The organism is Streptomyces sp. NPDC002386 (genome assembly GCF_053593175.1).
Map to the genome: position 1 here is coordinate 226,382 of NZ_JBSFBX010000013.1, position 23,193 is coordinate 249,574.

The 23,193-nt window shown below is 73.2% G+C and carries 21 protein-coding genes; 12 read left to right on the forward strand and 9 right to left on the reverse strand.

Annotated features, from left to right (window positions below):
- Nucleotides 1-206 precede the first annotated feature (206 nt).
- The gene (locus tag ACWCPN_RS25785; protein ID WP_451210463.1) at nt 207-674 is read left to right on the forward strand and encodes a hypothetical protein; all 468 of its coding nucleotides are present in this window, start codon (nt 207-209) and stop codon (nt 672-674) included.
- 168 nt (nt 675-842) lie between these two features.
- Nucleotides 843-2,096 (forward strand): serine hydrolase domain-containing protein, encoded by a 1,254-nt coding sequence (locus tag ACWCPN_RS25790; protein ID WP_451210466.1) that lies wholly within the window; start codon nt 843-845, stop codon nt 2,094-2,096.
- A gap of 132 nt (nt 2,097-2,228) precedes the next feature.
- Here ACWCPN_RS25790 and ACWCPN_RS25795 read toward each other — a convergent pair whose 3' ends face one another.
- On the reverse strand, nt 2,229-3,758 hold the full coding sequence (locus ACWCPN_RS25795; protein ID WP_451210469.1) for a helix-turn-helix domain-containing protein: 1,530 nt from the start codon (nt 3,756-3,758) through the stop codon (nt 2,229-2,231).
- A gap of 450 nt (nt 3,759-4,208) precedes the next feature.
- Between ACWCPN_RS25795 and ACWCPN_RS25800 the strand changes: the two genes are divergently transcribed.
- The 3 genes from ACWCPN_RS25800 (at nt 4,209) to ACWCPN_RS25810 (ending at nt 7,047) form a co-directional block, all read left to right on the forward strand.
- Nucleotides 4,209-4,829 carry an L-threonylcarbamoyladenylate synthase gene (locus tag ACWCPN_RS25800; protein WP_451210472.1) on the forward strand — a complete coding sequence of 207 codons (621 nt, stop codon included), beginning with the start codon at nt 4,209-4,211 and terminating at the stop codon, nt 4,827-4,829.
- A gap of 111 nt (nt 4,830-4,940) precedes the next feature.
- Nucleotides 4,941-5,696, forward strand: a complete 756-nt coding sequence (locus tag ACWCPN_RS25805; RefSeq protein WP_451210475.1) for a dienelactone hydrolase family protein — start codon at nt 4,941-4,943, stop codon at nt 5,694-5,696.
- 151 nt (nt 5,697-5,847) lie between these two features.
- Nucleotides 5,848-7,047, forward strand: coding sequence for a glycoside hydrolase family 64 protein (locus tag ACWCPN_RS25810; RefSeq protein ID WP_451210478.1), 1,200 nt, complete (start codon nt 5,848-5,850; stop codon nt 7,045-7,047).
- Between the two features lie 61 nt (nt 7,048-7,108).
- Here the strand turns inward: ACWCPN_RS25810 and ACWCPN_RS25815 are convergent, their stop codons facing one another.
- Nucleotides 7,109-9,499, reverse strand: a complete 2,391-nt coding sequence (locus tag ACWCPN_RS25815; RefSeq protein ID WP_451210481.1) for a M4 family metallopeptidase — start codon at nt 9,497-9,499, stop codon at nt 7,109-7,111.
- A gap of 379 nt (nt 9,500-9,878) precedes the next feature.
- On the opposite strand from ACWCPN_RS25815, the gene ACWCPN_RS25820 reads away from it, so the two are divergent.
- Nucleotides 9,879-11,381 carry a metallophosphoesterase family protein gene (locus ACWCPN_RS25820; RefSeq protein ID WP_451210484.1) on the forward strand — a complete coding sequence of 501 codons (1,503 nt, stop codon included), beginning with the start codon at nt 9,879-9,881 and terminating at the stop codon, nt 11,379-11,381.
- A gap of 43 nt (nt 11,382-11,424) precedes the next feature.
- Here the strand turns inward: ACWCPN_RS25820 and ACWCPN_RS25825 are convergent, their stop codons facing one another.
- Both ACWCPN_RS25825 and ACWCPN_RS25830 read right to left on the reverse strand, forming a co-directional pair.
- Complete coding sequence (locus tag ACWCPN_RS25825; RefSeq protein ID WP_451210486.1) at nt 11,425-12,408, reverse strand: TauD/TfdA dioxygenase family protein; 984 nt, start codon at nt 12,406-12,408, stop codon at nt 11,425-11,427.
- Between the two features lie 120 nt (nt 12,409-12,528).
- Nucleotides 12,529-13,404 carry a helix-turn-helix domain-containing protein gene (locus tag ACWCPN_RS25830; protein WP_451210489.1) on the reverse strand — a complete coding sequence of 292 codons (876 nt, stop codon included), beginning with the start codon at nt 13,402-13,404 and terminating at the stop codon, nt 12,529-12,531.
- Nucleotides 13,405-13,549: 145 nt separating this feature from the next.
- Between ACWCPN_RS25830 and ACWCPN_RS25835 the strand changes: the two genes are divergently transcribed.
- The 3 genes from ACWCPN_RS25835 (at nt 13,550) to ACWCPN_RS25845 (ending at nt 15,735) form a co-directional block, all read left to right on the forward strand.
- A complete protein-coding gene (locus ACWCPN_RS25835; protein ID WP_451210492.1) occupies nt 13,550-14,413 on the forward strand; it encodes an oxidoreductase in 864 nt (287 codons plus the stop codon).
- 59 nt (nt 14,414-14,472) lie between these two features.
- The gene (locus tag ACWCPN_RS25840; RefSeq protein WP_451210495.1) at nt 14,473-15,081 is read left to right on the forward strand and encodes a DNA polymerase ligase N-terminal domain-containing protein; all 609 of its coding nucleotides are present in this window, start codon (nt 14,473-14,475) and stop codon (nt 15,079-15,081) included.
- Between the two features lie 219 nt (nt 15,082-15,300).
- The gene (locus ACWCPN_RS25845; RefSeq protein WP_451210498.1) at nt 15,301-15,735 is read left to right on the forward strand and encodes a cupin domain-containing protein; all 435 of its coding nucleotides are present in this window, start codon (nt 15,301-15,303) and stop codon (nt 15,733-15,735) included.
- On the opposite strand, the gene ACWCPN_RS25850 is transcribed toward ACWCPN_RS25845, so the two are convergent.
- The 4 genes from ACWCPN_RS25850 to ACWCPN_RS25865 form a co-directional block, all read right to left on the reverse strand.
- Nucleotides 15,736-18,066: a SpoIIE family protein phosphatase gene (locus ACWCPN_RS25850; RefSeq protein WP_451210501.1), complete on the reverse strand. Its 2,331-nt coding sequence runs from the start codon at nt 18,064-18,066 to the stop codon at nt 15,736-15,738.
- Between the two features lie 54 nt (nt 18,067-18,120).
- Nucleotides 18,121-18,588, reverse strand: coding sequence for a peroxiredoxin (locus ACWCPN_RS25855; RefSeq protein ID WP_199209362.1), 468 nt, complete (start codon nt 18,586-18,588; stop codon nt 18,121-18,123).
- Nucleotides 18,585-18,965: a DoxX family protein gene (locus ACWCPN_RS25860; protein WP_451210504.1), complete on the reverse strand. Its 381-nt coding sequence runs from the start codon at nt 18,963-18,965 to the stop codon at nt 18,585-18,587. The genes ACWCPN_RS25855 and ACWCPN_RS25860 overlap by 4 nt, the downstream gene beginning before the upstream one ends.
- 164 nt (nt 18,966-19,129) lie before the next feature.
- Nucleotides 19,130-19,447, reverse strand: coding sequence for a hypothetical protein (locus ACWCPN_RS25865; protein ID WP_451210507.1), 318 nt, complete (start codon nt 19,445-19,447; stop codon nt 19,130-19,132).
- Here ACWCPN_RS25865 and ACWCPN_RS25870 point away from each other — a divergent pair.
- The 3 genes from ACWCPN_RS25870 to hemC all read left to right on the forward strand — a co-directional run bounded on the left by ACWCPN_RS25870 (nt 19,422) and on the right by hemC (nt 22,297).
- Nucleotides 19,422-20,396, forward strand: a complete 975-nt coding sequence (locus ACWCPN_RS25870) for an ATP-dependent DNA ligase (RefSeq protein ID WP_451210553.1) — start codon at nt 19,422-19,424, stop codon at nt 20,394-20,396. The two genes, ACWCPN_RS25865 and ACWCPN_RS25870, sit on opposite strands and share 26 nt — an antisense overlap.
- Nucleotides 20,397-20,507: 111 nt before the next feature.
- Nucleotides 20,508-21,278 (forward strand): NPP1 family protein, encoded by a 771-nt coding sequence (locus ACWCPN_RS25875; protein WP_451210510.1) that lies wholly within the window; start codon nt 20,508-20,510, stop codon nt 21,276-21,278.
- Nucleotides 21,279-21,361: 83 nt separating this feature from the next.
- Complete coding sequence (gene hemC / locus ACWCPN_RS25880) at nt 21,362-22,297, forward strand: hydroxymethylbilane synthase (RefSeq protein ID WP_365130246.1); 936 nt, start codon at nt 21,362-21,364, stop codon at nt 22,295-22,297.
- Between the two features lie 6 nt (nt 22,298-22,303).
- Here hemC and ACWCPN_RS25885 read toward each other — a convergent pair whose 3' ends face one another.
- Nucleotides 22,304-22,828: a hypothetical protein gene (locus tag ACWCPN_RS25885; RefSeq protein WP_392294530.1), complete on the reverse strand. Its 525-nt coding sequence runs from the start codon at nt 22,826-22,828 to the stop codon at nt 22,304-22,306.
- Nucleotides 22,829-23,193 lie beyond the last annotated feature (365 nt).

Genomic DNA, 23,193 nt, shown 5'->3' on the forward strand with positions numbered 1-23,193 from the left:
GTTGCGATCGATTCCGTTGCCGCCCGTCCAGCGGGCTGACGCGTGTCAAGGGCGCGCCTCAAACGCCAGGCTGCGCCACCCCTTCCGCCAGATAGAAATATCTACCAGCATGCATATGCCGGGTTGGCGTGCGCCTGCACCGCTGTGCCCGGTCATGACCGTTTCCCGCGCCGCGGGCGGACGAGCGAGACGACCCGGAGCAGTGCATGACGAACGCGATGTGGATGCGGGGCGTGGAGTGGCTCGCCGCGGCGGCGGCCGACCCGCGGGCCTGTAAATGGGAGTGGGATCACGGCGACGGCATCTCGGTCCTGGAGGCGGGCCGTTTCTGGGACGTGCTGAGCGTGCCCGACCGGCTCGGCCTGCTCACCCTGGACCTGCTGTGGCGGCCCGCCCTGCCCGTGCCCGGCCCGACCCTGGTGGACACCACCGCGGGGCGGGTCGGGTTCTTCCTGCCGCCCGACCCCGCCGGCGGGTGGGTCGGCGACGGCCTGCGGTACGCGACCAAGGGGTCCTGGGTCGCGGTGCCCCCGCCGTACCGGCCCGCCCGCTCGCTGGAGTGGCTGATCCCGCCGGACGGCACCGGCGCGCTCCACACGCCCGGCACCCTGGAGGCTGCGCTGCGGCAGGCCAACGGCATGCTGGCGGTCACGGCTCCCCTGTGCGGGCGGTAGCGGGCCGCCCCGAAGGCCGCCGCTCCGCCACGAGTTGAGCGACCGCGGCCTGCCGCGGCGCCACCGGCGGCCGACGGGCGGGGTGCGGGCGGCGCCCCTATCCTGAGCAGGCAGGGCTCCGACGTCTCGCCCACCGCACGTCCGGCTCTCATGTGGTTGGAGTCGCTCATGTCGCACTCTCTCGCACGCCTGCGCCGGGGGGCCGTGACCGCCGTCGTGGTGGGGACACTGACGGTACCGCTCGCGGGTGGACCCGCCGGGGCGGCGCCGGCCTCCGCACCCGCCGTGTCCGCCGCCGGATCACCGAGCCCCTCCCCCTCCGGACCGGACGCCGTCCGCGCCCTCACCCCCGACGTGACCCGTCGGATCGACGCCGCCGTGCGGCAGGTGATGCGCACCGCGAACGTGCCCGGCGTGAGCGTCGGCGTCTGGACGCCGGACCGCGGCAGTCACGTCCGCTCGTTCGGCGTGGCCGACAGGAGCGACGGCCGGAGGATGACGCCGGACATGTACGTGCGGATCGGCAGCGAGACCAAGACGTTCACCGTGACGGCGCTGCTGCAGCTGGTCGACGAGGGGAAGGCCGGCCTGGACGACCCGATCGGCAAGTACATCGGCGGGGTGCCGAACGGGGACCGGATCACCCTGCGCGAGCTGGCCGGGATGCGCAGCGGGCTGTTCAACTACTCCGAGGACGACGGCTTCTTCAAGGCCCTCACGTCCGACCCGCAACGCCCCTTCACTCCACGGCAGTTGCTCGGCTACGCCTTCAGGCACCCGGTGATGTTCCCGCCGGGACGGAAGTTCTACTACAGCAACACCAACCTCATCCTGCTCGGCCTGGTCGTCGAGAAGCAGAGCGGGCAGAACCTCGGGGACTACATCCGACGGCACATCCTCGTCCCGGCCGGAATGAAGGACACCTCGTTCCCGTCCGGCGCGGAGTTCCCCTCCCCGCACCCGCAGGGCTACACGGACCAGACGGCCGACGGCAAGGTGCAGGGCACGGCCGACTGGAACCCGTCGTGGGGATGGGCGGCCGGCGCCATGATCTCCACCCTGGGCGACCTGCGGACCTGGGCGCCCACGGTGGCGACCGGCCGCTTCCCGGACGGCCGGCGGATGATCAGTCCGGCCGCCCAGCGGCAGCGGCTCATCACACCGCCCACGCCGATCCCGGGCGCCGGGTACGGGCTGGGGATCTTCGACGTCCAGGGGTGGATCGGCCACAACGGCTCGCTGCCGGGCTACGAGACCCTGACCGTCTTCCTGCCCGAGGCCCAAACGACCCTCGTGGTGGCCCTCAACACCGACATCGGCCACGACAACCAGGAACCGAGCACCCTGTTCGGTCAGGCGATCACGAGGATCATCTCGCCCGGCCATGTCTTCGACCTGCCGGCCCAACCCGCCGGGCGATGAGACCGCGCCGCGGAGAGGAGGGCGGGGCCCCGACCGGTCCCCCGTGCCGGTCGTGCCCCGCGGACCGCCGACGTTACGCGCGTGGCACGGCGACGGGTACCGTGCCCGTGCCCTTCCGCCGGCGCCGGCGACTCACTCGTGCACAGCCGAGTCCGGTTGGCCCCGGTTCGCCCCGCCGAGACCGGGCACGGTGAGGGCACCGCAGGCCAGATGGGCGAGGACGACCTCGTACAGATCGCTTCCCCCGGCCAGCAACTGGCGTTCCAGCACGGGTTCGGCGGCCCGCACGTGCTCGCGCACGGTCTGGGCGTGGACGCCCAGTTCCCGTGCCGCGCGTTCGGCGTTGGCGTCGGCGGCGAGCCAGGCGCGCAGGGTGCGGCGCAGATCGCGGCCGTCGCCGTCCAGGCGGCCGAGCAGTTCCCCGCCCCAGCCGCGCAGCGCGGGTGGGGCGAACAGGTCACCGAGCCGGACGCCGGCCGACGGACCGGGTGCCGTGCGGTCCGGGTCGTACGGGCCCCGCGCGGCCTCGGAGTTGAGCGCGAGCCGGACGGCGGCCCGGGTGGTGAGGCCGGAGAAGTCCGTGCCGATCAGCGTCTCGACGCGGTCCATGCGGGCGCGGACGGTGTTACGGCTGACGCCGAGCACCTTGGCCGCGCTCACGGCGGTGAACTCCAGGCCGAGACGGGTGGTGGCGAGGAGCTCGGCGCGGGTGTGGTGGGCCAGGGCGTCGAGGGGGCGCAGCACTCCGGCGGACCAGGCGTGCAGCGCGACCGGGTCCATGAGGCGTTCGGGGTGGGTGCGTTCGGCGTACACGGCCGTCCGGTCCGGGCGGAAGCGGGCGACGGCGAGCGCGCTGACGGCCTGGCCGTAGGCGGTGGCGGTGCGGGCGAGCCGCTGGCGCAGACTGCCGCCGAGGAAGACGCCGGACCGGCCGTCGAGCAGGGACCGCAGCCGCTGCCCCGCCGTGGGCTCGGGGCTGACGACGATGACATGGCCGTCCATCGCGGGGCAGCGCACCACGAGTGCCTGCCCGTCGGTGGCGCCGGCGCAGGCGTCGGCGAGCGCGTCCCGCTCGGCCGGGACGCTCTCGACCACGTACACCCGGGCGGTGTCCCCCTCCAGCAGGCCCGGCCAGAGGCCGGCGGCGACCCTGCGGGCGGAGACGATGTCCTCCACCATCAGCAACTGCAGGATGGCGAGCCGCAGATCGGCCGTGGCCCGGCGCAGCCGGCGCCCCGCGTGCGTCAGCTCCCGGTCGCGCAGCAGGAGTTCGAGCACACCGGCGGCGCGGTTCACGAGCTCGGCGGCGCGCCGGTCGAAGGGTTCGCCGCGGACCACGGCCAGTACGGCGCCCGTACCCTGCTCGCGGTGCCTCACCTCGACCATGCGGACGTGGCGCTCGCCGTCGTCCAGGGCGGCGGAGGAGATCCGGCCGCCGCCGACGTCGGCGAGCACGGCGGCGTCGAGCGGCATCGGCTCCCCCGCGAGGAGGCGCCCGTGCGCGTCCTGGAGGCACACGGTCGCCCGCAGGGCCTGCCCCAGCCAGCCGGCCACCCGGTGCGGGTCACGGGCCGCGGGACGCAGATGGTCGAGCAACTGCCCGGCCCAGTCGATGGCGTACGGCTCCTCGGCGCCGGGGCCCTCGTCCGCTCGGCCGGCCACGTCGTGCCCCTCCTCGTTCTCGCGCTGACCTCGGGTTTCGGACGTGGACGTTACCCGATTCACCGATTCGCGCCGTCGGCGGCGCCCGTGGACATGGCTCCGCCGGCGGTCCGGGGGGGATGGACCGCCGGCGGAGGCGCCGCAGCCCGGTGGCGGGGGGAGGCCCCGGGCGGCTCTTCCATCGGTTGCCCCCTGTCCCGCGTCCTACACCACACGAATTCCGGCGACTTCCGGTGCGGGCCCGTCGGCCGCCGGCGAGGGTCCGGCCTCCGGTGTCCGCGCCCGGTGAGCGGCCCGTTCCGGCCGCTGGGCGAGCAGTGGTTTCCCCCGTGCCCGGCGGCGTCCCGCGGCGGGTCGAGCCGCTCCCCGAGGGGGCCTGGGCCGCGTCCGCCGGGGAGGCGCGGCCGGGCCGCGACCGCGGCGCGCCGCGAAGGGCATTAAGCTCGGTGAATGGCGAAGTACTTCGACGTGCACCCCGAGAACCCGCAGCCGCGCAGCATGGGCCAGATCGTCGACGCGGTGCGTTCGGGGGCGCTCATCGCATACCCGACCGACTCCTGCTACGCGCTGGGCTGCCAGATCGGCAGCCGCGACGGGATGGACCGGATCCGTTCGATCCGCCATCTGGACGACCGGCACCACTTCACGCTCATGTGCCGGGACTTCGCGCAGCTCGGCCAGTTCGTGCACGTCGACAACGACGTGTTCCGGGCCATCAAGGCGTCGACCCCCGGCAGCTACACCTTCATCCTCCCGGCCACCCGCGAGGTGCCGCGCAAGCTGCTGCACCCCAAGAAGAAGACGGTGGGCGTGCGGATCCCCGACCATGTGGTCACCCAGACCCTGCTGGCCGAGCTGGGCGAGCCGCTGCTGTCCAGCACCCTGCTGCTGCCGGACGAGGAGGAGCCGATGACGCAGGGCTGGGAGATCAAGGACCGGCTCGACCACGTGGTGGACGCCGTGGTCGACTCCGGGGACTGCGGCACCGAGCCGACCACGGTGGTCGACTTCTCCGGCGGGGAGGCCGAGATCGTCCGGCGGGGCGCGGGGGACACGTCACGCTTCGAGTGACGGGCAGGCCGCCCCGGCCGGGTGGATCTTGCGTGGCAGCATGAGGCGTGTACGCGAGGCCGGCGGACGCCTGTGTCACGGTCGGCCGATCCACCCGGGAGGCTCCACACCATGACCGACGTACAGGGAACCGGCGTCGACGTTCCGACCGCGGACGGCGTCGCCGACGCCTACCTCGCCCATCCCGCCGACGGGCGGCCGCGGCCGGGGGTCCTCCTCTACCAGGACGCGTACGGGCTGCGCCCGCAGCTGCGCTCGATGGCGGACCGGCTCGCGGCCGCCGGCTACACCGTGCTGGTCCCCAACGTCTTCTACCGGCACGGCCGTACCCCGATCGGGGAGGTCCCGGAGTTCATCGACACCTCGGCCGACCCGACCATCTGGGAGCGGATCGGCCCGGTCATGGCCTCCCTCACCCCGGACCAGACCCGGCGGGACGCGGACGCCTACCTGGACTGGCTGGCCAGGAGTCCCCTGGTCGCCGACGGCCCGGTGGCGCTGACGGGCTACTGCATGGGCGCCCGGCTGGTCCTGCGGACGGCGGCCACCCACGCGGACCGCGTCGCGGCAGCGGCCGGTTTCCACGGCGGACGGCTCGCCACCGACGCCCCCGACAGCCCGCACCTGGGCGCCGGTCGGATCACCGCCGAGCTGTACTTCGGCCACGCCGACCAGGACCGGTCCATGCCCGAGGAGCAGATCCGGCGCCTGACGGACGCGCTCACCGCCGCCGGCGTACGGCACACCTCCGAGGTCTATCCGGGTGCCGGGCACGGGTACACGCAGGCGGACACCACCGCCTACGACCGGGAGGCCGACGAACGGCACTGGGCCGCCCTGCTCGCCCTGCTCGAACGCGCCTTCTGAGGTCCGCCACGGCGTCCGCCCCGGCGCGGACGCCACCCGGATCCTGTTCAAATCATTGACATGCACGTGATCGGCCGTAACGCTGAGAGCGCTCTCAGAACAGGTACGGACCAATATCACGTATCACCCCGACCCCACACGGAGGTGGAGAGTGCTCCCCAGTCGTACGCGTCCCGTGCTGCCCCTGGCGGCCGCGGCGGCCCTGGTGGGCGGTGTGCTCGCGCTGGGCACGCCGGACCTCGCCGGCGCCGCCGTCGCGGACACCATCCCCCTGAGGATCACCAACAACTCGGGCCGCTCCGAGCCCGTCTACGTATACGACCTCGGCACCCAGCTGTCCTCCGGACGGCAGGGCTGGGCCGACGAGAGCGGCGCCTTCCACGCCTGGCCCGCGGGCGGCAACCCGCCGACCCCGGCGCCGGACGCGGCGATCGCCGGCCCGGCCCCCGGACAGTCGAAGACGATCCGGATACCCAAGTTCTCCGGCCGGATCTACTTCTCCTACGGCCAGAAGCTCGACTTCCGGCTGACCACAGGCGGCCTGGTGCAGCCGGCCGTGCAGAACCCCTCCGACCCGAACAGGAACATCCTGTTCAACTGGTCGGAGTACACGCTGAACGACTCGGGTCTGTGGCTCAACAGCACCCAGGTGGACATGTTCTCGGCGCCGTACGCGGTCGGAGTGCAGCGCGCGGACGGCGGCGTGAGCACCACCGGCCATCTGAAGTCCGGTGGCTACAACGCCGTGTTCAACACCCTGCGCGGCCAGTCGGGCGGCTGGTCCGGCCTGGTCCAGACGCGTTCCGACGGCACCGTGCTGCGGGCGCTCTCCCCGCTGTACGGGGTGGAGACCGGGGCTCTGCCGGCGAACGTCATGGACGACTACGTCAACCGGGTGTGGCAGAAGTACGCGACGTCGACGCTGACCGTCACGCCCTTCGCCGACCAGCCGAACACCAAGTACTTCGGCCGGGTGTCGGGGAACGTCATGAACTTCACCAACTCCTCCGGAGCGGTGGTCACCAGCTTCCAGAAGCCGGACGCCGCCAGCATCTTCGGCTGCCACAAGCTGCTGGACGCGCCCAACGACCAGGTGCGCGGCCCCATCTCCCGTACGCTGTGCGCCGGTTTCAACCGCTCCACGCTGCTGAGCAACCCCAACCAGCCCGACACCTCGGCGGCGAACTTCTACCAGGACGGCGTGACGAACCACTACGCGCGTGCCGTCCACTCCCAGATGACCGACGGCAAGGCGTACGCCTTCGCCTTCGACGACGTCGGCAACCAGGAGTCCCTGGTGCACGACGGCGCCCCGCAGCAGGCGTATCTGACGCTGGATCCGCTGAGCTGAGACATGGGACGGTCCCGCACCCCGGAGGAGCTCCGGGGTGCGGGACAGCTTCGTGCTGTGATCAGCCGGTCGTCAGGGCGGTGTCGTCCACGACGAAGCTGGTCTGCAGGGAGGAGTCCTCCACGCCGTTGAACTTCAGCGTGACCGTCTGACCCGCCAGCGAGGACAGGTCGAAGGACTTCTGGCTGTACCCGGAGGCCGCGTTGGCGTTCGAGTAGGTGGCCAGGGTCTTCGAACCGGCGGTCACCGTCAGCTTGTCGTACGCGGTGGTGCCGCTCTCCGCGGTGTCGATGTGCAGGTAGAAGGTCAGGGTCGCCTTGCAGCCCGCGGGGATCGTCACCGACTGGGACACGGTGTCGGTGTGCGAGCTGCCGTAGCCGTCGAGCCAGGCCTTGTACGATCCGCCGTGCGCGGCCTCACCGGTGTCGTTGGTGATGGCACCGCTCGTCGTGGTCCAGCCGGTGCTGCCCGACTCGAAGCCCGGGTTGGCCAGGAGCTGGGAGGCGGAGCAGCCGCCGCCGGTGGTGCTGACCGTCCAGCCGAAGGTCGCGGTGCCGGTCGCGCCGGTGGAGTCCTTCACCGTCACCGTGGTGCTGGAGGAGCCGGCGGTGGTGGGCGTACCGGAGATGAGACCGGTCGAGCCGTTGATCGACAGGCCGGCCGGCAGACCGGTGGCGCTGTAGGTCAGGGCACCGCTGTTGGTGCTGCTCGCCTGGACCTGCAGGCTGACCGCCGTGCCGACGGTGGCGCTCTGGCTGCCCGGGTTGGTCACCGTCACGCCGCTGCTCGGCGGGTTGATGTGGCTTCCGACGTTGATACCGGCGAAGGCGTTGCCCACCCCGGCGTACTCGGCGGAGTTGGTGCCGTACAGCGAGGCGGCCGCGTTCAGGGCGGCGGTGCGGGCACCGGCGTAGTTGGTGCTCGACGTCATGTAGGTCGTCAGCGCCTTGTACCAGATCTGCAGCGCCTTGGCGCGGCCGATGCCGGTGACGGCGACGCCGTCCGAGGTCGGGCTGTTGTAGGTGACCCCGTTGATGACCTTGCTGCCGCTGCCCTCGGACAGCAGGTAGAACATGTGGTTCGCGGGACCCGAGGAGTAGTGGACGTCCAGGTTGCCCACGCCGGAGTACCAGCTGTCGGCGGAGCCGCCGTCCTTGCTGGGCTTGTCCATGTAGCGCAGCGGGGTGCCGTCGCCGTTGATGTTGATCTTCTCGCCGATGAGGTAGTCGCCGACATCGGTGGAGTTGTTGGCGTAGAACTCCACACCCGTACCGAAGATGTCGGAGGTGGCCTCGTTCAGGCCGCCGGACTCACCGCTGTAGTCGAGGCCCGCGGTGTTGGAGGTGACACCGTGGCTCATCTCGTGGCCGGCCACGTCCAGCGAGGTCAGCGCGTGCGTGTTGGACGTGCCGTCGCCGTAGGTCATGCAGAAGCAGCTGTCGTCCCAGAACGCGTTGACGTAGGCGCTGCTGTAGTGGACCCGGCTGTAGGCGGCGACACCGTCGTTGCGGATGCCGCTGCGGCCGAAGGTGTTCTTGTAGAAGTCCCAGGTCTCCTGGGCGCCGTAGGCGGCGTCGGCGCCGGCGGTCTGGGTGTTGGAGCCCGAACCGGTGCCCCAGACGTCGTCCGAGTCCGTCATCAGCGTGCCGGTGCCGGAGGTCCCCCCGTTGAGGGAGTACGTCTTGTGGCCGCCGCGCGTGGTGTCGTAGAGCTGGTACGTCGAGCCGGACAGCGTGGTGCTGAGGCTGACCGAGCCGCTGTACTGGGTGTTGCCCGTACCGGTCTGGATGGCCTGGTAGCGGTGCAGCTCCTTGCCGGTGGTGGCGTCGGTGACGACGTGCAGCGCGCTTGGCGTGCCGTCGTCCTGGAGGCCGCCGATCACGGTCTCCCAGGCGAGCTTCGGGGTACCGTCGCCGGCCCAGATCACCTTGCGGGCGCTGTCGGTGGTGGCCTTCTTGGCGTCGAGCGCCTCGGCCGCCTTCAGGGCCTTGGTCTCGGCGGCACCCTTGGTGAAGGTCGCGGTGGTGGAGGCGACCTTCATGGTGTGCTTGTTGTTGAAGGTCGTGCTCACCGTGCCCTTGGCCACGGAGGCCGGCGGGGTGTGCACCACGACGTCGCCGCCGAGGACGGGGAGCCCGGCGTAGGTGCGCTCGTAACGGGTGTGCAGGGTACCGTCGTTGTCCTTGACGACATCCTTGACGACCAGCTTCTCCTTGGCGCCGAGACCGAGGGAGCGGGCGGTCGCCGCGGTCTTCTGCTGGGCGCTCTTGAGCAGCTTGGCGTGCTGGGCCGGGGAGAGCTTGGCCTCCAGGCCGCCGGTGCGCAGGTGGCCGGCGTGGGGAGCCGAGGGCTTGGCGGCGGCGGGCACCGACTGGATGCCGACGGCGAGGAAGGCCGCGGTGGAGACCAGTGCGGCTCCGGCCAAGGCCCGTCTGTGGGGAAGACGACTCACTCGATTTCCTCCTGCTGCGGCCGCCGGGTAGCGGCCGGTGAAGACCCGGACAGACGGGTGTGCTGTCCGGGACGAGCTGAACGGTGTGGGGAGCAAGGTGCTTGCACGCGAAACCGACTGCGTGCTGGGGGAGAATGGCAGCCTTGACTCGCGCATGTCAGCAGCGCCAGAGGCAATTCGAGGGTTTTCCCTACCCTGCCGCGGCGACGGCCGAGGGACCCCGGACGCCCGCGCCACGCCGGCCGGCGCAGCGGGCGGCCCAGGGCGTGGAGGAACACGGCATCAGCGGCGTCGAACCGCGAAGTTGCCTTATTTTACCAGCACTTGACGCCGGGTCCCACCCTGCGGTCGTCCACAACGGCGTTGTTACCGTGCTCGCGTGTCTGAATCCTCACGCGATACCGCCCGGGGCGCCGGCTGGGGCCCCTCCGAACCCGGCCTCTACCAGCGGCTGATGCCCGTTCACGTGGAAAAGCTGTCCTGGCTGGATCCGAGGCTCCTGTGGGCCGCCCGCAACGGGGTGCTCGCGTCATGGTTCGGCGACCCGACCGGCCGTACCCGCAGCCGCCTGGTGGCCGGGCAGGAGGCGGCCGGGGCGCCGGCGGACAAGGTGGTGCGCCGGGAGGTGCCGGACCGCTTCTCCTTCATGGTCGTCGGCGACACCGGCGAGGGCGGCGCCTCCCAGTACGCCACCGTGCCGGGTCTCCTCGAGGCGGGCCGGGACACGGAGTTCGCGGTGATCGCGAGCGACGTCATCTACCCCGTCGGCAGCGCGGACGACTACGGCACCAAGTTCTTCCGGCCGTACCAGGACTATCCGGCGCCGGTCTACGCGGTACCGGGCAACCACGACTGGTACGAGGACCTCGGCGCGTTCATGCGGGTCTTCTGCGCCGACGCTCCCCCGCCCGCCCCCGAACCGCGGCCCCGCCCGCTCACCCGGGCCTGGTGGCGCTCCCTGCTCTGGCACCGGGCGCGCCCCTCGGACGGCCGGCACCTCGCCGAGGCACGGGCGCTGCGCTCGGCGCCGGAGCAGCGGGCCGTGCAGCCGGGCCCGTACTGGGCGATCGACGCCGGACCGGTGCGGATCGTCGGCATCGACACCGGGCTGCTCGGCACGATCGACGCCGAACAGGGCGCGTGGCTGCGGGAGGTGTCCCGGGGACCGAAGCCCAAGATCCTCATCACCGGCTCCCCGCTGTACGTGGACGGCGAGCACCACCCCTGCGCCGTCGAGGGCGGCGGCACGGTCGACGACGTCGTGCGCGACCCGGAGCACCACTACGTGGCCGCGATCGGCGGCGACATCCACAACTACCAGCGCTATCCGGTCGACGTGGACGGCCGCACCGTGCAGTACGTGGTCTCGGGCGGCGGTGGCGCGTTCATGCACGCCACGCACACCATCCCCCGGGTGTCCGTCGGGAACGTCACGGAGCGGGAGTTCCGCTGCTACCCGCTGCGCGGCGACTCACTGGCCTTCTACAGCCAGGTGTACGCGCGGCGGCTGCGGCTGCGCCGCTTCTTCACCCTCACCGAGGACGAGGCGACCGCGGTCGTGGCCGAGCGCCTCGGTATCGAGCCCGGCCGGGCGCCCGGTCCGGAGGTCCGGATCACCCGGCGGGTGCGGCTCGTCGCCAGCCTGCTGGGCGCGGGCCGCCGCCCCGACCGGACCTCCCGGTTCCGGCTGCCCGTCCGCAAGCTCTACACCCAGCTCTTCTCGCCGGGTTCGGTCACCTACAGCCCGCCGTTCTTCAAGTCCTTCCTGCGCCTGGACGTCACACCGGAGGCGGTGCGGCTGCGCTGCTTCGCCGCGACCGGCAACCGCGCCCAGGAACTGGATCCGCCGGTCGAGGACGAGGTCACGATCCCGCTGATATGAACCGCCGGGGGCGGGGCCGCCGGGCCGGTGGCCCGCCCCCGGCTCACCAGCGGCCCGCCTCCGTGCCGGTGACCGGCGTGGACGGCCTGCCGTCCACGCCCACCGGGACGTCGCCCGCGAGCATCACCCGGTGCATGATCCGGGGGAATCCGAGGTGGGCGTTGTCGCTCGGGGCCAGGTGGATGGTGGCCCGGTTGTCCCAGAAGGCGACACTCCCGGGCTCCCAGCGGAAGCGGACCGTGTACTCGGGGCGTACCGCCTGGTCGAGCAGCATCTCCAGCAGGGCCGCGCTCTCGGGGCGGGAGACCTCGGTGATCTGCTCCAGGTAGTAGCCGTTGACGTACAGCACGCGCTCGCCCGTCTCCGGGTGCACCCGCACCAGGGGGTGCACGGAGGCGACCTGACGGTCCAGCAGGTGACGGAGATAGGCGTCGTCGCCGGGCCGCGGCTGATAGCCGACGCCGAGCCGGTGCTCGGCGCGCAGCCCGTCCACGAAGGCGCGGACCGGCGACGAGAGCCCGGCGTAGGCGGCGGCCAGATTGGCCCAGGTGGTGTCGCCGCCGTACGGCGGTACGGTCTCGGCGCGCAGGACGGTGGCGGCCGGCGGGTCGACGCGGGCGCCGTGGTCGCAGTGCCAGCCGCGCAGCAGGGTGTGCCGGCGCCGGCGCAGCCACTCCTCCTGCTCCATGCCGAAACGGCCGCCCAGCTCCAGCCGGTCGGCGGTGGTCTCCACCTCGGGGTGGTCCTCCGGCGAGGCGCTGCCCCGCCGGCCGAGGACGACCGGCTCGCCGAACCGGCGGGCGAAGGCGACGTGCCCGGCGTGGTCCAGTTCCTGCCCCCGGAAGAACACCACCTTCCAGCGCAGCACCGCCTCCCTGATCAGGGCGACCACCGCGTCGTCCAGCGGGCCCGCGAGATCGACGCCGGTGATCTCGGCGCCGATGTGCCCGGCGACCGGGCGCACCTCCACGCCCCCGGTCCGTTCCGCCTGCCCGGTGTGCTCCGCCGTGGTCCTGTGCGTCGTCATGCGCGCTCCGTTGGTCGTCCGAACCGGCTCCACGACCGATCGTGGCACCAGGGCCTCGTGCGCCGCGAACTTCCCGCCCGCGCCCCCGCTTCCGTGAGCACGGCCGCCCCGCCCCCGCCGCTACGGCTCCTCGGCGGGTTCCCGGGCGGCGGCGGTGCGGGGCGCGGCGAGGCTGCCGAGGATGTCGAGGAGTTCGGCGCTGCGGCTGCCGGGCCCGGCGTGGAAGACCACCAGGGTGAGTCCGCCGGTGCCGTCCGCCGTCAGCTTCTCCGAGTACAGCTCCAGGTCGCCGACCTGCGGGTGGCTCAGTCTGCTGAGCCGGCCGCGCCGGGGCCGCACCTCGTGCCGGGCCCAGAGCGTCCGGAAGCGGTCGCTGCGCAGCGAGAGGTCGCCGACGAGGTCGCGCAGCCGCGCGTCGTCGGCCTCGGGCCCGGCGTACGCGCGCAGCGCGGCCACGCCCTCCTCGGTGAGGTCGTCCCAGTCCCGGCGCAGCGCGCGCTCGGCGGGGTCGAGGAAGACGGCCCGCAGCAGGTTGACACCGGGCCGGTAGTTCGGGGTGAGGGCCGTGGCCAGGGCGTTGGCGGCGAGGCAGTCGGTGTAGCGGTTCTGGATGTAGGCGGGGTTGCGCGGCCAGCCGTCGATGAGGCGCAGCAGGCCCTCCGGCACCTGCTCCCCGTGGCGTGCCGGCCCGGTGCGTGCCCCCGGCCGGGTCTCGCGGGGCCGGTCCTGGGCGAGGCCGAGGAGGTAGGAGGTGGCGTCGGCGTCCAGCCGGAGCACCCGGGCGACGGCCTCGAGGACCTGCGCCGAGGGGTTGCGGTCGCGGCCCTGCTCCAGGCGGAGGTAGTAGTCGGAGCTGATGCCGGAGAGCATCGCGACCTCCTCGCGGCGCAGCCCCGGCACCCGGCGCAGTCCCGAGCCGGGCAGTCCCACGTCCTCCGGCCGGACCCGGCCCCGGCGGGCGCGCAGGAACTCGCCGAGCGCGTTCGTACCGTCCATGGCAACACCGTACGTCGGCGTGCGCGGCGGTGACTGGTCCTGCCACTCCCAGGAACACGGGGACACTGCCGTGCGGGACGCACCGGGCGCAGGGTGGAGAGGAGCCGCCGGCCGGCGGCTCGGCGAACGGCACGAGAGGCACCACATGACCGCACAGCTCGGCGGCACCGTCACCCCCGCGGACGGCCTGACCCTCACCCGCATGGGCTACGGCGCCATGCAGCTCGCCGGACCGCACGTCTTCGGACCGCCGGAGGACCGGGCCCGGGCCGTCGCGGTGCTGCGCGCCGCGGTGGACGCGGGCATCACGCACATCGACACGGCCGACTTCTACGGCCCCGTCGTCGTCAACGAGATCATCCGCGAGGCGCTGCACCCCTACCCCGACGATCTGCGCATCGTCACCAAGGTAGGCGCGCGGCGCGGCGCGGACGGCGGCTGGATCATGTCCCGGCATCCGGCGGACCTCGAGGCACAGGTGTACGACAACCTGCGGCACCTGGGTCTGGAGACGCTGGACGTGGTCAATCTGCGGCTCGGGGACGTGGACGCCCCGAACGAGGAACCGGTGGCCGAGATGTTCGGCGCCCTGGCCGAACTGCGGCAGCAGGGCCTGATCCGGCACCTCGGGCTGAGCGCCGTGTCCCTGGCGCAGCTGGAGGAGGCCCGGGGCATCGCGCCCGTGGTCACCGTGCAGAACCTGTACAACCTGGCGATCCGGCGGGACGACGCACTGGTGGAGCGCACGGCGGCGGAGAACATCGCCTTCGTGCCGTACTTCCCGCTCGGCGGGTTCACCCCGCTGCAGTCCGACACGCTGTCCAAGGTGGCCGCGCGGCTCGGCGCCTCGCCACAGCAGGTGGCCCTCGCCTGGCTGCTCCGCCGCTCGCCCAACATCGCGCTCATCCCCGGCACCTCCTCCCCGGACCATCTGCGCGAGAACATCGCAGCCGCCGCGCTGGTCCTGCCCGAGGACGCGGTGGCCGAGCTGGACGGCGTGGCGGGCTGACCCGGTCCGTACCGGGGTACCCGGGGGCTCGTGGGGCGGACGGACGGAGGGAGCCGCACGTGACGACGGAGGACCGGCTGCGGACCTACCGAGGCAGGCGCGACTTCGGGCGGACCCGCGAACCGTCCGGCGAGGCGGCGACCGCTGACGAGCGGCCGCGGTTCGTGGTGCAGATCCACGACGCCCGCCGGATGCACTTCGACTTCCGGCTCCAGGTGGGGGACGTGCTGAAGTCCTGGTCCGTCCCCAGGGGGCCGTCGACGGACCCCGGGGACAAGCGGCTGGCCGTGCCGACGGAGGACCATCCGCTGGAGTACGAGGACTTCGAGGGCGTGATCCCGAAGGGCGAGTACGGCGGGGGCACGGTGATCGTGTGGGAGCACGGGACGTACGAGCCGCTCAGCCACGACCGCCGGGGACGTCCGGTGGACTTCGCCGAGTCGCTGGAGCACGGACACGCCACGTTCCGGCTGCACGGGGCCAAGCTGCGCGGCGAGTGGGCCCTGACCAGGTTCCGCGGGGGCCCGGACGAGGAGGAGTCCTGGCTGCTGGTGCGCAAGGGTCCCGCGCGGCCGGCGGGGCACGGCACACCGGATCCGCGCCGGGCCCGCTCGGTGCGCACCGGGCGCACCCTGGCCCAGGTCGCCGCCGACGCCGTCGAGGGGTGACCGCCCCGGCCCGGCAGCGGGCCGGGGCCGCCGGCCGGGGACGCCGCGTGCGGACAACCGGGCACCGTGCGCGCGGCGGCAGGTGCCGCGACCGGAACGCCAGGTGCCCCGGCCGGACCACCGGGCGCCGTAACCGGATCACCTGGTTCTGCCCCCAACACCGGCCTCGCGCCTCTATGTTCGCGGCGGTAACCCGCTCGCGACCCTGGAGGCTCCAGCATGCGCACCGCACTCCGCACCGCCCTCGTCGGCGTGGTGACCGCCGCCGCGTTCCTCACCTGCGGCACCGCGGGGGCCACCCCGCCGGGCTCCGGGGTGACGGCCCGGACCATCGCGCAGCGGACGGTCGGCGGCACCGACTACACCCTGCGCGAGATCACCATCCCGCCCGGCCAGGGCACCGGCTGGCACTATCACGACGGTCCGCTGTACGGCGTGGTGAAGCAGGGCACCCTCAGCCACTTCGACTCCGGCTGCGCCTCGGACGGCGTGTACCGCGCGGGCGCGACGATACAGGAGCCGTCCGGTCCGGACCGAGTGCACATCGGCCGCAACCTCGGCACCACCCCGGTCGTCCTGGAGGTGCTCTACGTGCTGCCGCACGGCGCCCCGTTCTCGCAGGACGCGCCGAATCCGGGGTGCTCCTTCGAGTGATCAGTTGCCGGGCAGCGGCTGCTGGGCCCAGATGGTCTTGCCGCTGGTCGTCTGCCGGCTGCCCCAGCGCTGGGTGAGCTGGGCGACCAGCAGCAGTCCGCGGCCGCCCTCGTCGTAGGCGTGCGCCCGGCGCAGGTGCGGCGAGGTGGAACTGCCGTCGGACACCTCGCAGATGAGCGCGCCGTCGCGGATCAGGCGGAGCTGGACGGGCGGTTCGCCGTAGCGGATGGCGTTGGTGACCAGTTCGCTGACGACGAGTTCGGTGACGAACGCGATCTCCTCCAGGCCCCAGTCGGTGAGCCGCTCGGTGGCCGCCTGCCGGAAGGCGGCCACCGCGGCCGGGTCGGACGGGACGTCCCAGGTGGCCACCCGGTCGGCGCCCAGGGCACGGGTCCGGACCAGGAGCAGGGCGATGTCGTCGGTGGGCTGCTCGGGCATGACGGCCTTGAGGACGTCGTCGCTGAGGGCCTCGAGGGAGGTGGCCGGTGTGCCGAGGGCGTGGCGCAGCTCCTCGGTGACCCGGTCGGCGTCCCGGTCGCGGTCCTCCACCAGGCCGTCGGTGTAGAGGGCGACGACCGATCCCTCGGGCAGTTCGAGTTCCGTCGCCTCGAAGGGCAGCCCGCCGACGCCGAGCGGCGGCCCGGCGCTCATGGGCACGAACTCGGCGGTGCCGCCGGGCAGGACGACGGCCGGGGCCGGGTGGCCGGCCGCGGCCAGGCTGAGCCGGCGGGAGACGGGGTCGTAGACGGCGTAGAGGCAGGTGGCGCCCAGTTCGGCGACCTCCTCGCCGGTGTCACCGGTGGCCAGGTGGCTGACCAGGTCGTCCAGGTGGGTGAGCAGCTCGTCCGGGGGCAGGTCGACGTCGGCGAGGGTCCGTACCGCCGTGCGCAGCCTGCCCATGGTCGCGGAGGACTGGATGCCGTGGCCGACGACGTCCCCCACGACCAGGCCGACCCGGCTGCCGGAGAGCGGGATGACGTCGAACCAGTCACCGCCGATGCCGGCCAGCGAGCCGCACGGCAGATACCGGTGGGCCACCTCGACGGCGGCCTGGCCCGGCAGCCCGCTCGGCAGCAGGCTGTGCTGGAGGGCGTGCGCGGTGTCGCGCTCGCGGGCGAACCGGCGGGCGTTGTCGACGCAGACGGCGGCGCGGCTGGCGAGTTCCTCGGCGAAGACGGCGTCGTCGGGGCCGTACGCGTCCGAGTGGTACTTGCGCACGCACACCGCGGCACCGAGGGTGATGCCCCGGGCGCGCAGCGGCACGGCGATCATCGAGTGGACGCCCTCCCGGTGGGGGCGGCCCTCCGGGGAGCGCGCGTTGCGGTCCGCGAGCCACTGGTCGAACGCCGGCTCGCCGGCCTGGGCCAGTACCGCCCGGCCCTCGCGCAGGGCGACGGCCGGCGGGGTGGACGGCAGGTACTCCTCCGACTCCCCCGGGTTCAGCGCGGCGCCCCGGTTGCCCGCCACGACGGAGCGGTGGGCGACGCGCCGTAGCTCGGTGCCGCTCTCGGGGGCCGCCGGCGGCTCGTGCGCGCCGAGGACCCAGTCCAGCAGGTCGACGGTGGCGAAGTCGGCGTACTGCGGGACCAGGAGTTCGATCAGCTCCTCGGCCGTGCGCGCCACGTCCAGGGTGGTGCCGATGCGGGAGGCGGCTTCGTTCAGCAGGGCGAGGCGGCGCCTGGCCCAGTACTCCTCGCTGCTGTCGAAGGCGGCCAGGGCCACCGCGGTGGGCTCCCCGGAGCGGTCGCACAGGGGCCACATCTCGATGCTCCAGGCGTGCGCCCGGCGCAGAGCGGGGGCTCCGGTGAAGCTCTCGTAGCGGACGGGCCGGCCGGTCTCGGCCACCTCGCGCAGATGGCGCACGAACCCCCGGGTGTGCTCGCTCTCCTCCACGGTGTCGGTGTAGAAGCGGCCGGCCAGCGTCTCCTCGGGCACGCCCATCAGCCGGCAGGCGACGCCGTTGACGTACAGGTAGCGCTGTTCGAGGTCGAGGACCGACATGGCCATGGAGGCCTGCTGGAAGACCTCGCCCACCAGCACCGGACCGGTGGGGTCGGCGGTGATCACGTGTCCGGCCGGCACACCGTCGGCACCGAGCACCGGGCAGACGCTCACGGTCACCTCGACCGGGTGCCCCTCACGGTGCAGCAGGGTGAGGGTGCCGGTCCCGGCGGCCAGGACGCCGCCGGGGGGCTCCCCGGCCAGCAGCTCGGCCGCCGGCCGGCCGACGACCTCGGCCGCCGCACGGCCCGTGAGCAGCCGCGCGCCCTGGCTCCACCCGGTCACCTTGCCCTGGGCGTCGATGACCACAGCGGCCGCGACTCGCTCCATATGCCCCAGGATGATCCGAATGCTCCGGTCCATCAAGCGCGGCGGCGGACCGGATCAGTCCCCGTGGGCTCGCAGCACGGCCAGCGCGCGGTCGGCGTGGGTGTTCATCCGCAGCTCGCTGCGGACCACCTCCAGGACCGTGCGGTCCTGGCCGATCACGAAGGTGACCCGCTTGGTCGGGGCGAGGGTGAAGCCCCGTCTGACCCCGAACCGCTCCCGGACCGCGCCGTCGGCGTCCGACAGCAGCGGCATGCCGAGGGTGTGCCGTCCGGCGAACTCCTGCTGGCGCTCGACGCTGTCGCCGCTGATCCCGACCGGTCGGGCGCCGACGGCGGCGAACTCGGCGGCGAGATCGCGGAAGTGGCAGGCCTCGGCGGTACAGCCGGGCGTCAGGGCGGCGGGGTAGAAGAACAGCACGACCGGGCCGTCCGCCAGCAGCCCGGTGAGGCTGCGGACGGTGCCGGTCTCGTCGGGCAGCGCGAAGTCCTCGACCTTGTCGCCCACTTCGGCACGTCCGGTCATGACCGTCCCTCCCCCTCGCGGGCCACGCCACGGGCCCACAGCACCAGGGGCACCTGAAGCGGCAGCCGGGCCAGGGCGGCGTTGCGCTGGGGCGCGGGACGGTGGCGCCAGTCGACGGCCATCTTCACGTTGGCGGGGAACACCCCGACGAAGAAGGCGGCGGCCGCCCTGGCGGCCAGGGGGCGCGTCCGGCGCGCGGCGACACCGGCGGCCAGGGCCAGCTCCACGGCTCCGCTGCCGTACGTCCAGGCGCGGGGCGTGCCCGGCAGAGCCTTGGGGACGAGGTGGTCGAACTGGCGGGGTGCGGCGAAATGGGCGACCCCCGCCGCGGCCAGCAGGCCGGCGAGCAGCAGGGGTGAGCGTTCGGACCGGGGCACGGTTCCTCCTCTGGTGACCTGCCGCCGGATATTACTCGACGGTAGTCGCCGCCAGGGCCGCTTCGGGCGGGCGGGACGGGGGAAGAGCGCGCGGTGCCGCACCCGGAACGCGGATGCGGCACCGTACCGGCCGGGCCCGGGGGCGGGTGCGGTACCGGGCTCGGTCACCCCGCGGCGATCAGCCGCTGCTCGGTGCCGGCGCGCTCCGGCCGCCGGGCCGAGCGCAGCGCCGCGATGCCGGTGAACACCGTCGAGGAGACGCCGGCCATGGCGAAGGCGCTGAAACCCCGGTCGCCGTTGCCCGCGGCGAGGAGCCGGCCGCCGAGCCGGAACCCGATGAGGCTGAGCCGGTCCGCCGGCAGGAGCCGGACCGGCGCCGGGGCCCGTTCAGGGGAACCGGGGCCGAAAGGCGCGTGAGGGCGGCGGGCACGGTCGACACCTTCAGCCGTGAACGCCCTGACCCTGCCGCTCGTCGCGCCCATGCTCGCCACCCCCGGCCCGCTGCCGCCCGCCGCCCAGGACGAGCGGTGGGCGTACGAGACCAAGCAGGACGGCCAGCGCGTGATGGTGTACCTGCCCGGCGACGGCGGCGTCCTGCTGCGCGCCCGCTCCGGCGAGGACATCACCGGCGCCTACCCCGAACTCCGGCCGCTCGGCACCGCCCTGGGCACCACGCCCGCCGTCCTGGACGGCGAGGTGCTGGCCCTGGACGAACGGGGCCGCTCCGACTTCCAGTTGCTGCAGAGCCGGATGGGGCTCGCGCACTCCCCCGCCCGGGCGGCCCGCCGCGCCGCCCAGCTGCCGGTCCACCTGGTGCTGTTCGACGTCCCGTACCTGGAACACCCCCTGCTCCGGCTCCCCTACACGCTGCGGCGGGAACGGCTGACGGAGCTGGGCCTGAACGGACCGCACTGGTCGACGCCGGCCGCGGTGACCGGACACGGCGCCCAGGCCCTCCGGGCGACCCGGGAGCACGGCCTCGAGGGCCTGGTCTGCAAGCGCCTCGACTCGGTGTACGAGCCGGGAGTGCGCTCCCGCTCCTGGATCAAGATCCGTAACCTGCGCAGCGAGGACGTGATCGTCGGCGGCTGGCTGCCCGGCAAGGGGCGGCTGACGGGACTGCCCGGCGCCGTACTGGTCGGCCAGCGCGCCGGGGGGCGGCTGCGCTACGTCGGCGGGGTGGGCACCGGCTGGAGCGAGGCGGAGCGGACGGAGCTGGCCCGGCTGCTGCGGGCCGCGGCGAGCAGCCGCTGCCCCTTCGACCCCGTGCCGCGCGTCGCGGGCGCCCAGTGGGTGCTGCCCCGGCTGGTCGGTGAGGTCAGCTACAGCACCCGCACCCGGGCCGGGATGCTGCGCCAGCCCTCCTGGCAACGGCTGCGCCCCGACCTGGCCGCCGAGGAGTCGTCGGCCGACCTGCCCGGCTTCGGTTAGACGCGACCGTTCCACGGTCCTTCACTTCTGTGACGCCTGGGGCCCCTTGGCAGCGGGGCGCGCGGCCGGGATGCTGAACTCCCTTGTTGCTCAGCGCAGTTGGAGTCCCCCATGCCCTCGCCCCGTATCCGCCCCCGTAACTGGCTCGCCGCGCTGGCCGGTGCCGCCGCCCTCGTCGTGGCCTTCCCCTCCGCCGCCTTCGCCGCGCCGCCCGCCGCGCTGCCCCGCAACGCCGAGCCCGCGGAGCTGGCGTACCAGCCGGCCTTCGACTACGACACCGACGGCTGCTACCCGACGCCCGCCATCGGACCGGACGGCACGGTCAACGGGGGTCTGAACCCGACGGGCGCGCTGAACGGCAACTGCCACGACGCCTCCGACCTGGACAACACCAACAGCTACTCGCGTTACAAGTGCAACAACGGCTGGTGCGGCTACCTGTACGGCCTGTACTTCGAGAAGGACCAGGCGCTGGCCGGCAGCAGCATCGGCGGGCACCGGCACGACTGGGAGCACGTGGTGGTGTGGGTGCAGGACGGGCAGGTGCGGTACGTGTCGACGTCCAACCACGGCTCGTTCACCGTGCACCCGGCCTCCGAGGTCCGCTTCGACGGCGGCCACCCGAAGGTCGTGTACCACAAGGACGGCATCGGCACGCACTGCTTCCGGCTGGCCAACGCGGGTGACGAGCCGCCGGAGAACCACGAGCACACCTGGCAGTACCCGCCGCTGGTCGGCTGGAACGGCTATCCGGCGGGGCTGCGCGAGAAACTGGGCGCCTACGACTTCGGCAGCGCCAACTTCGGCCTGAAGGACGCGAGTTTCGCCTCCCACCTGACCTCGGCGAAGCCCTCCGGCATCCCCTTCGACCCGAACGCCTGACGCCTCACGGCCACCGCCGCCGACCTACGACTGTCCCGGGGGAGCGTGCGGGACGGCGCCCGTGAGGGTCTATGGTGTCCACCATGTCCGTGCCCGAGTTGATCCGTATCGTCTCCCGCGACTCGCCGATGGCCCTCGCCCAGGTGGAGCGCGTGCGCGCCGAGCTGGGGGTACTGCGTCCGGGGGTGCGCACCGAGGTCGTCCCGGTGAAGACCACCGGGGACAAGTGGCTCGGCGACCTGTCCCAGGTCGAGGGCAAGGGCGCGTTCACCAAGGAGGTGGACGCGGCCCTGCTGGCCGGGGAGGCGGACCTCGCGGTGCACTGCGTCAAGGACGTGCCCGCCGACCGGCCGCTGCCCGCCGGCACGGTGTTCGCCGCGTTCCTGAAGCGGGACGACGTACGGGACGCGCTGGTCCACCCGGGCGGACTCACCCTGGACGAGCTGCCCGCCGGCACCCGGATCGGCACCTCCGCGGTGCGCCGGGTGGCCCAGCTCGCCGCCTCGCACCCGCATCTGCAGTGCGTGCCGTTCCGCGGCAACGCCAACCGCCGGCTGGCCAAGCTGGCCGCCGGTGAGGCGGACGCGCTGCTGCTCGCGGTGTCCGGTCTGGAGCGGATCGGCCGCGAGGACGTGATCAGCGAGGTGCTGTCCACTGAGACGATGATGCCGCCGATCGGCGCGGGGATCCTCGCCCTGCAGTGCCGGGAGGGCGACGCCGAGCTGATCGACGCGGTCAGCGGCCTCGGCCATCCGGACACGCACCGGGAGGCCACGGCCGAGCGGATGTTCCTGCATGTGCTGCAGGGACACTGCAACAGTCCGATCGCTGGTTACGCGCGCGTCGACCGCGGCGGTGAACTCTCGCTGCGGGCCTGCGTGTTCACCCCGGACGGCAAGACCCGGCTGAACGCCCACGAGTGGGCGGGCCGGCTGGACGCGGCCACGCTCGGCACGTCGGTGGCGGTGTCGCTGCTGCGGCAGGGGGCGCGGGAGATCATCGACGGCATCCCGCACTGAGCCGGCTCAGGCGCCGCCCGGCTCCGTCTGCTCCCTGAGGAAGGCGCTCACCTGGTGGGCCAGGCTGCTCTGCACGCCGGCCGCCGGGGCGGCGGGCGCGGTGGACTCCAGCACGCCGACGCCGCCCGCCCACAGCCGGCGGTCGGTCCACTCCTCGTCCACCCGGAGCTGCACCTGGACGTCCACGTGCGTCAGGGAGGCCTCGGGACCGGCCGCGTAGAGCACGGCGGTGGCCCGGCGCAGCGGGTAGACGTCGAAGCCCTCGATGAACTGGGAGTTGCGCCAGTCGATGAAGGCGCCCTCCCCGTCCGGACCGACGCGGACGTCGAGCTGGCCGTCCTCGAGGTGGATGCCGTAGTGCCGCGAGCCGCGGTTCTCGATCGTCACCCGGACACTGAAGTACGTCAGCCCCGCGGCCGCGTCGTCGCGTCCGCGCGGCGGCTCGGCCGCCTCCAGGCGGTGGACGCGGATCCGCAGACCGGCATGCTCGTCGTACTCCTGCCAGTCCCCGACCACGTTCGGCTCGTACACAATGCCCCTCTCCACCTTTCGAGAGCTGCTGTCTATCTGTGTGCCGAGTGCACTGTCAAATGAGCGGAATGCGCTGTGGCCAGGGGGTTCGCCCGCTTTGATCGGTGATCAAGCGCTGCCCAGGAGAAATCCCGCGGGCGGCCTCCCGGACGGGGTCCGGGCGCGTGCCGCACATCACGTCGGGGGCCGGTCGTGCCGCGGCTTCCGCGTCTCCACGGCGCACATCGCGCCGAGCCGTGCGAGAGCATGACCCGAATGGATGGTTTTGTTTGGATATGCCCGGTCAGGGGAAAGTGTTACTGAGTGCTTCGGACAGGAGGCACGTCCGCGGGAGCCGGTTCCGGCCGGGCGCCCCGGTGTTCCCT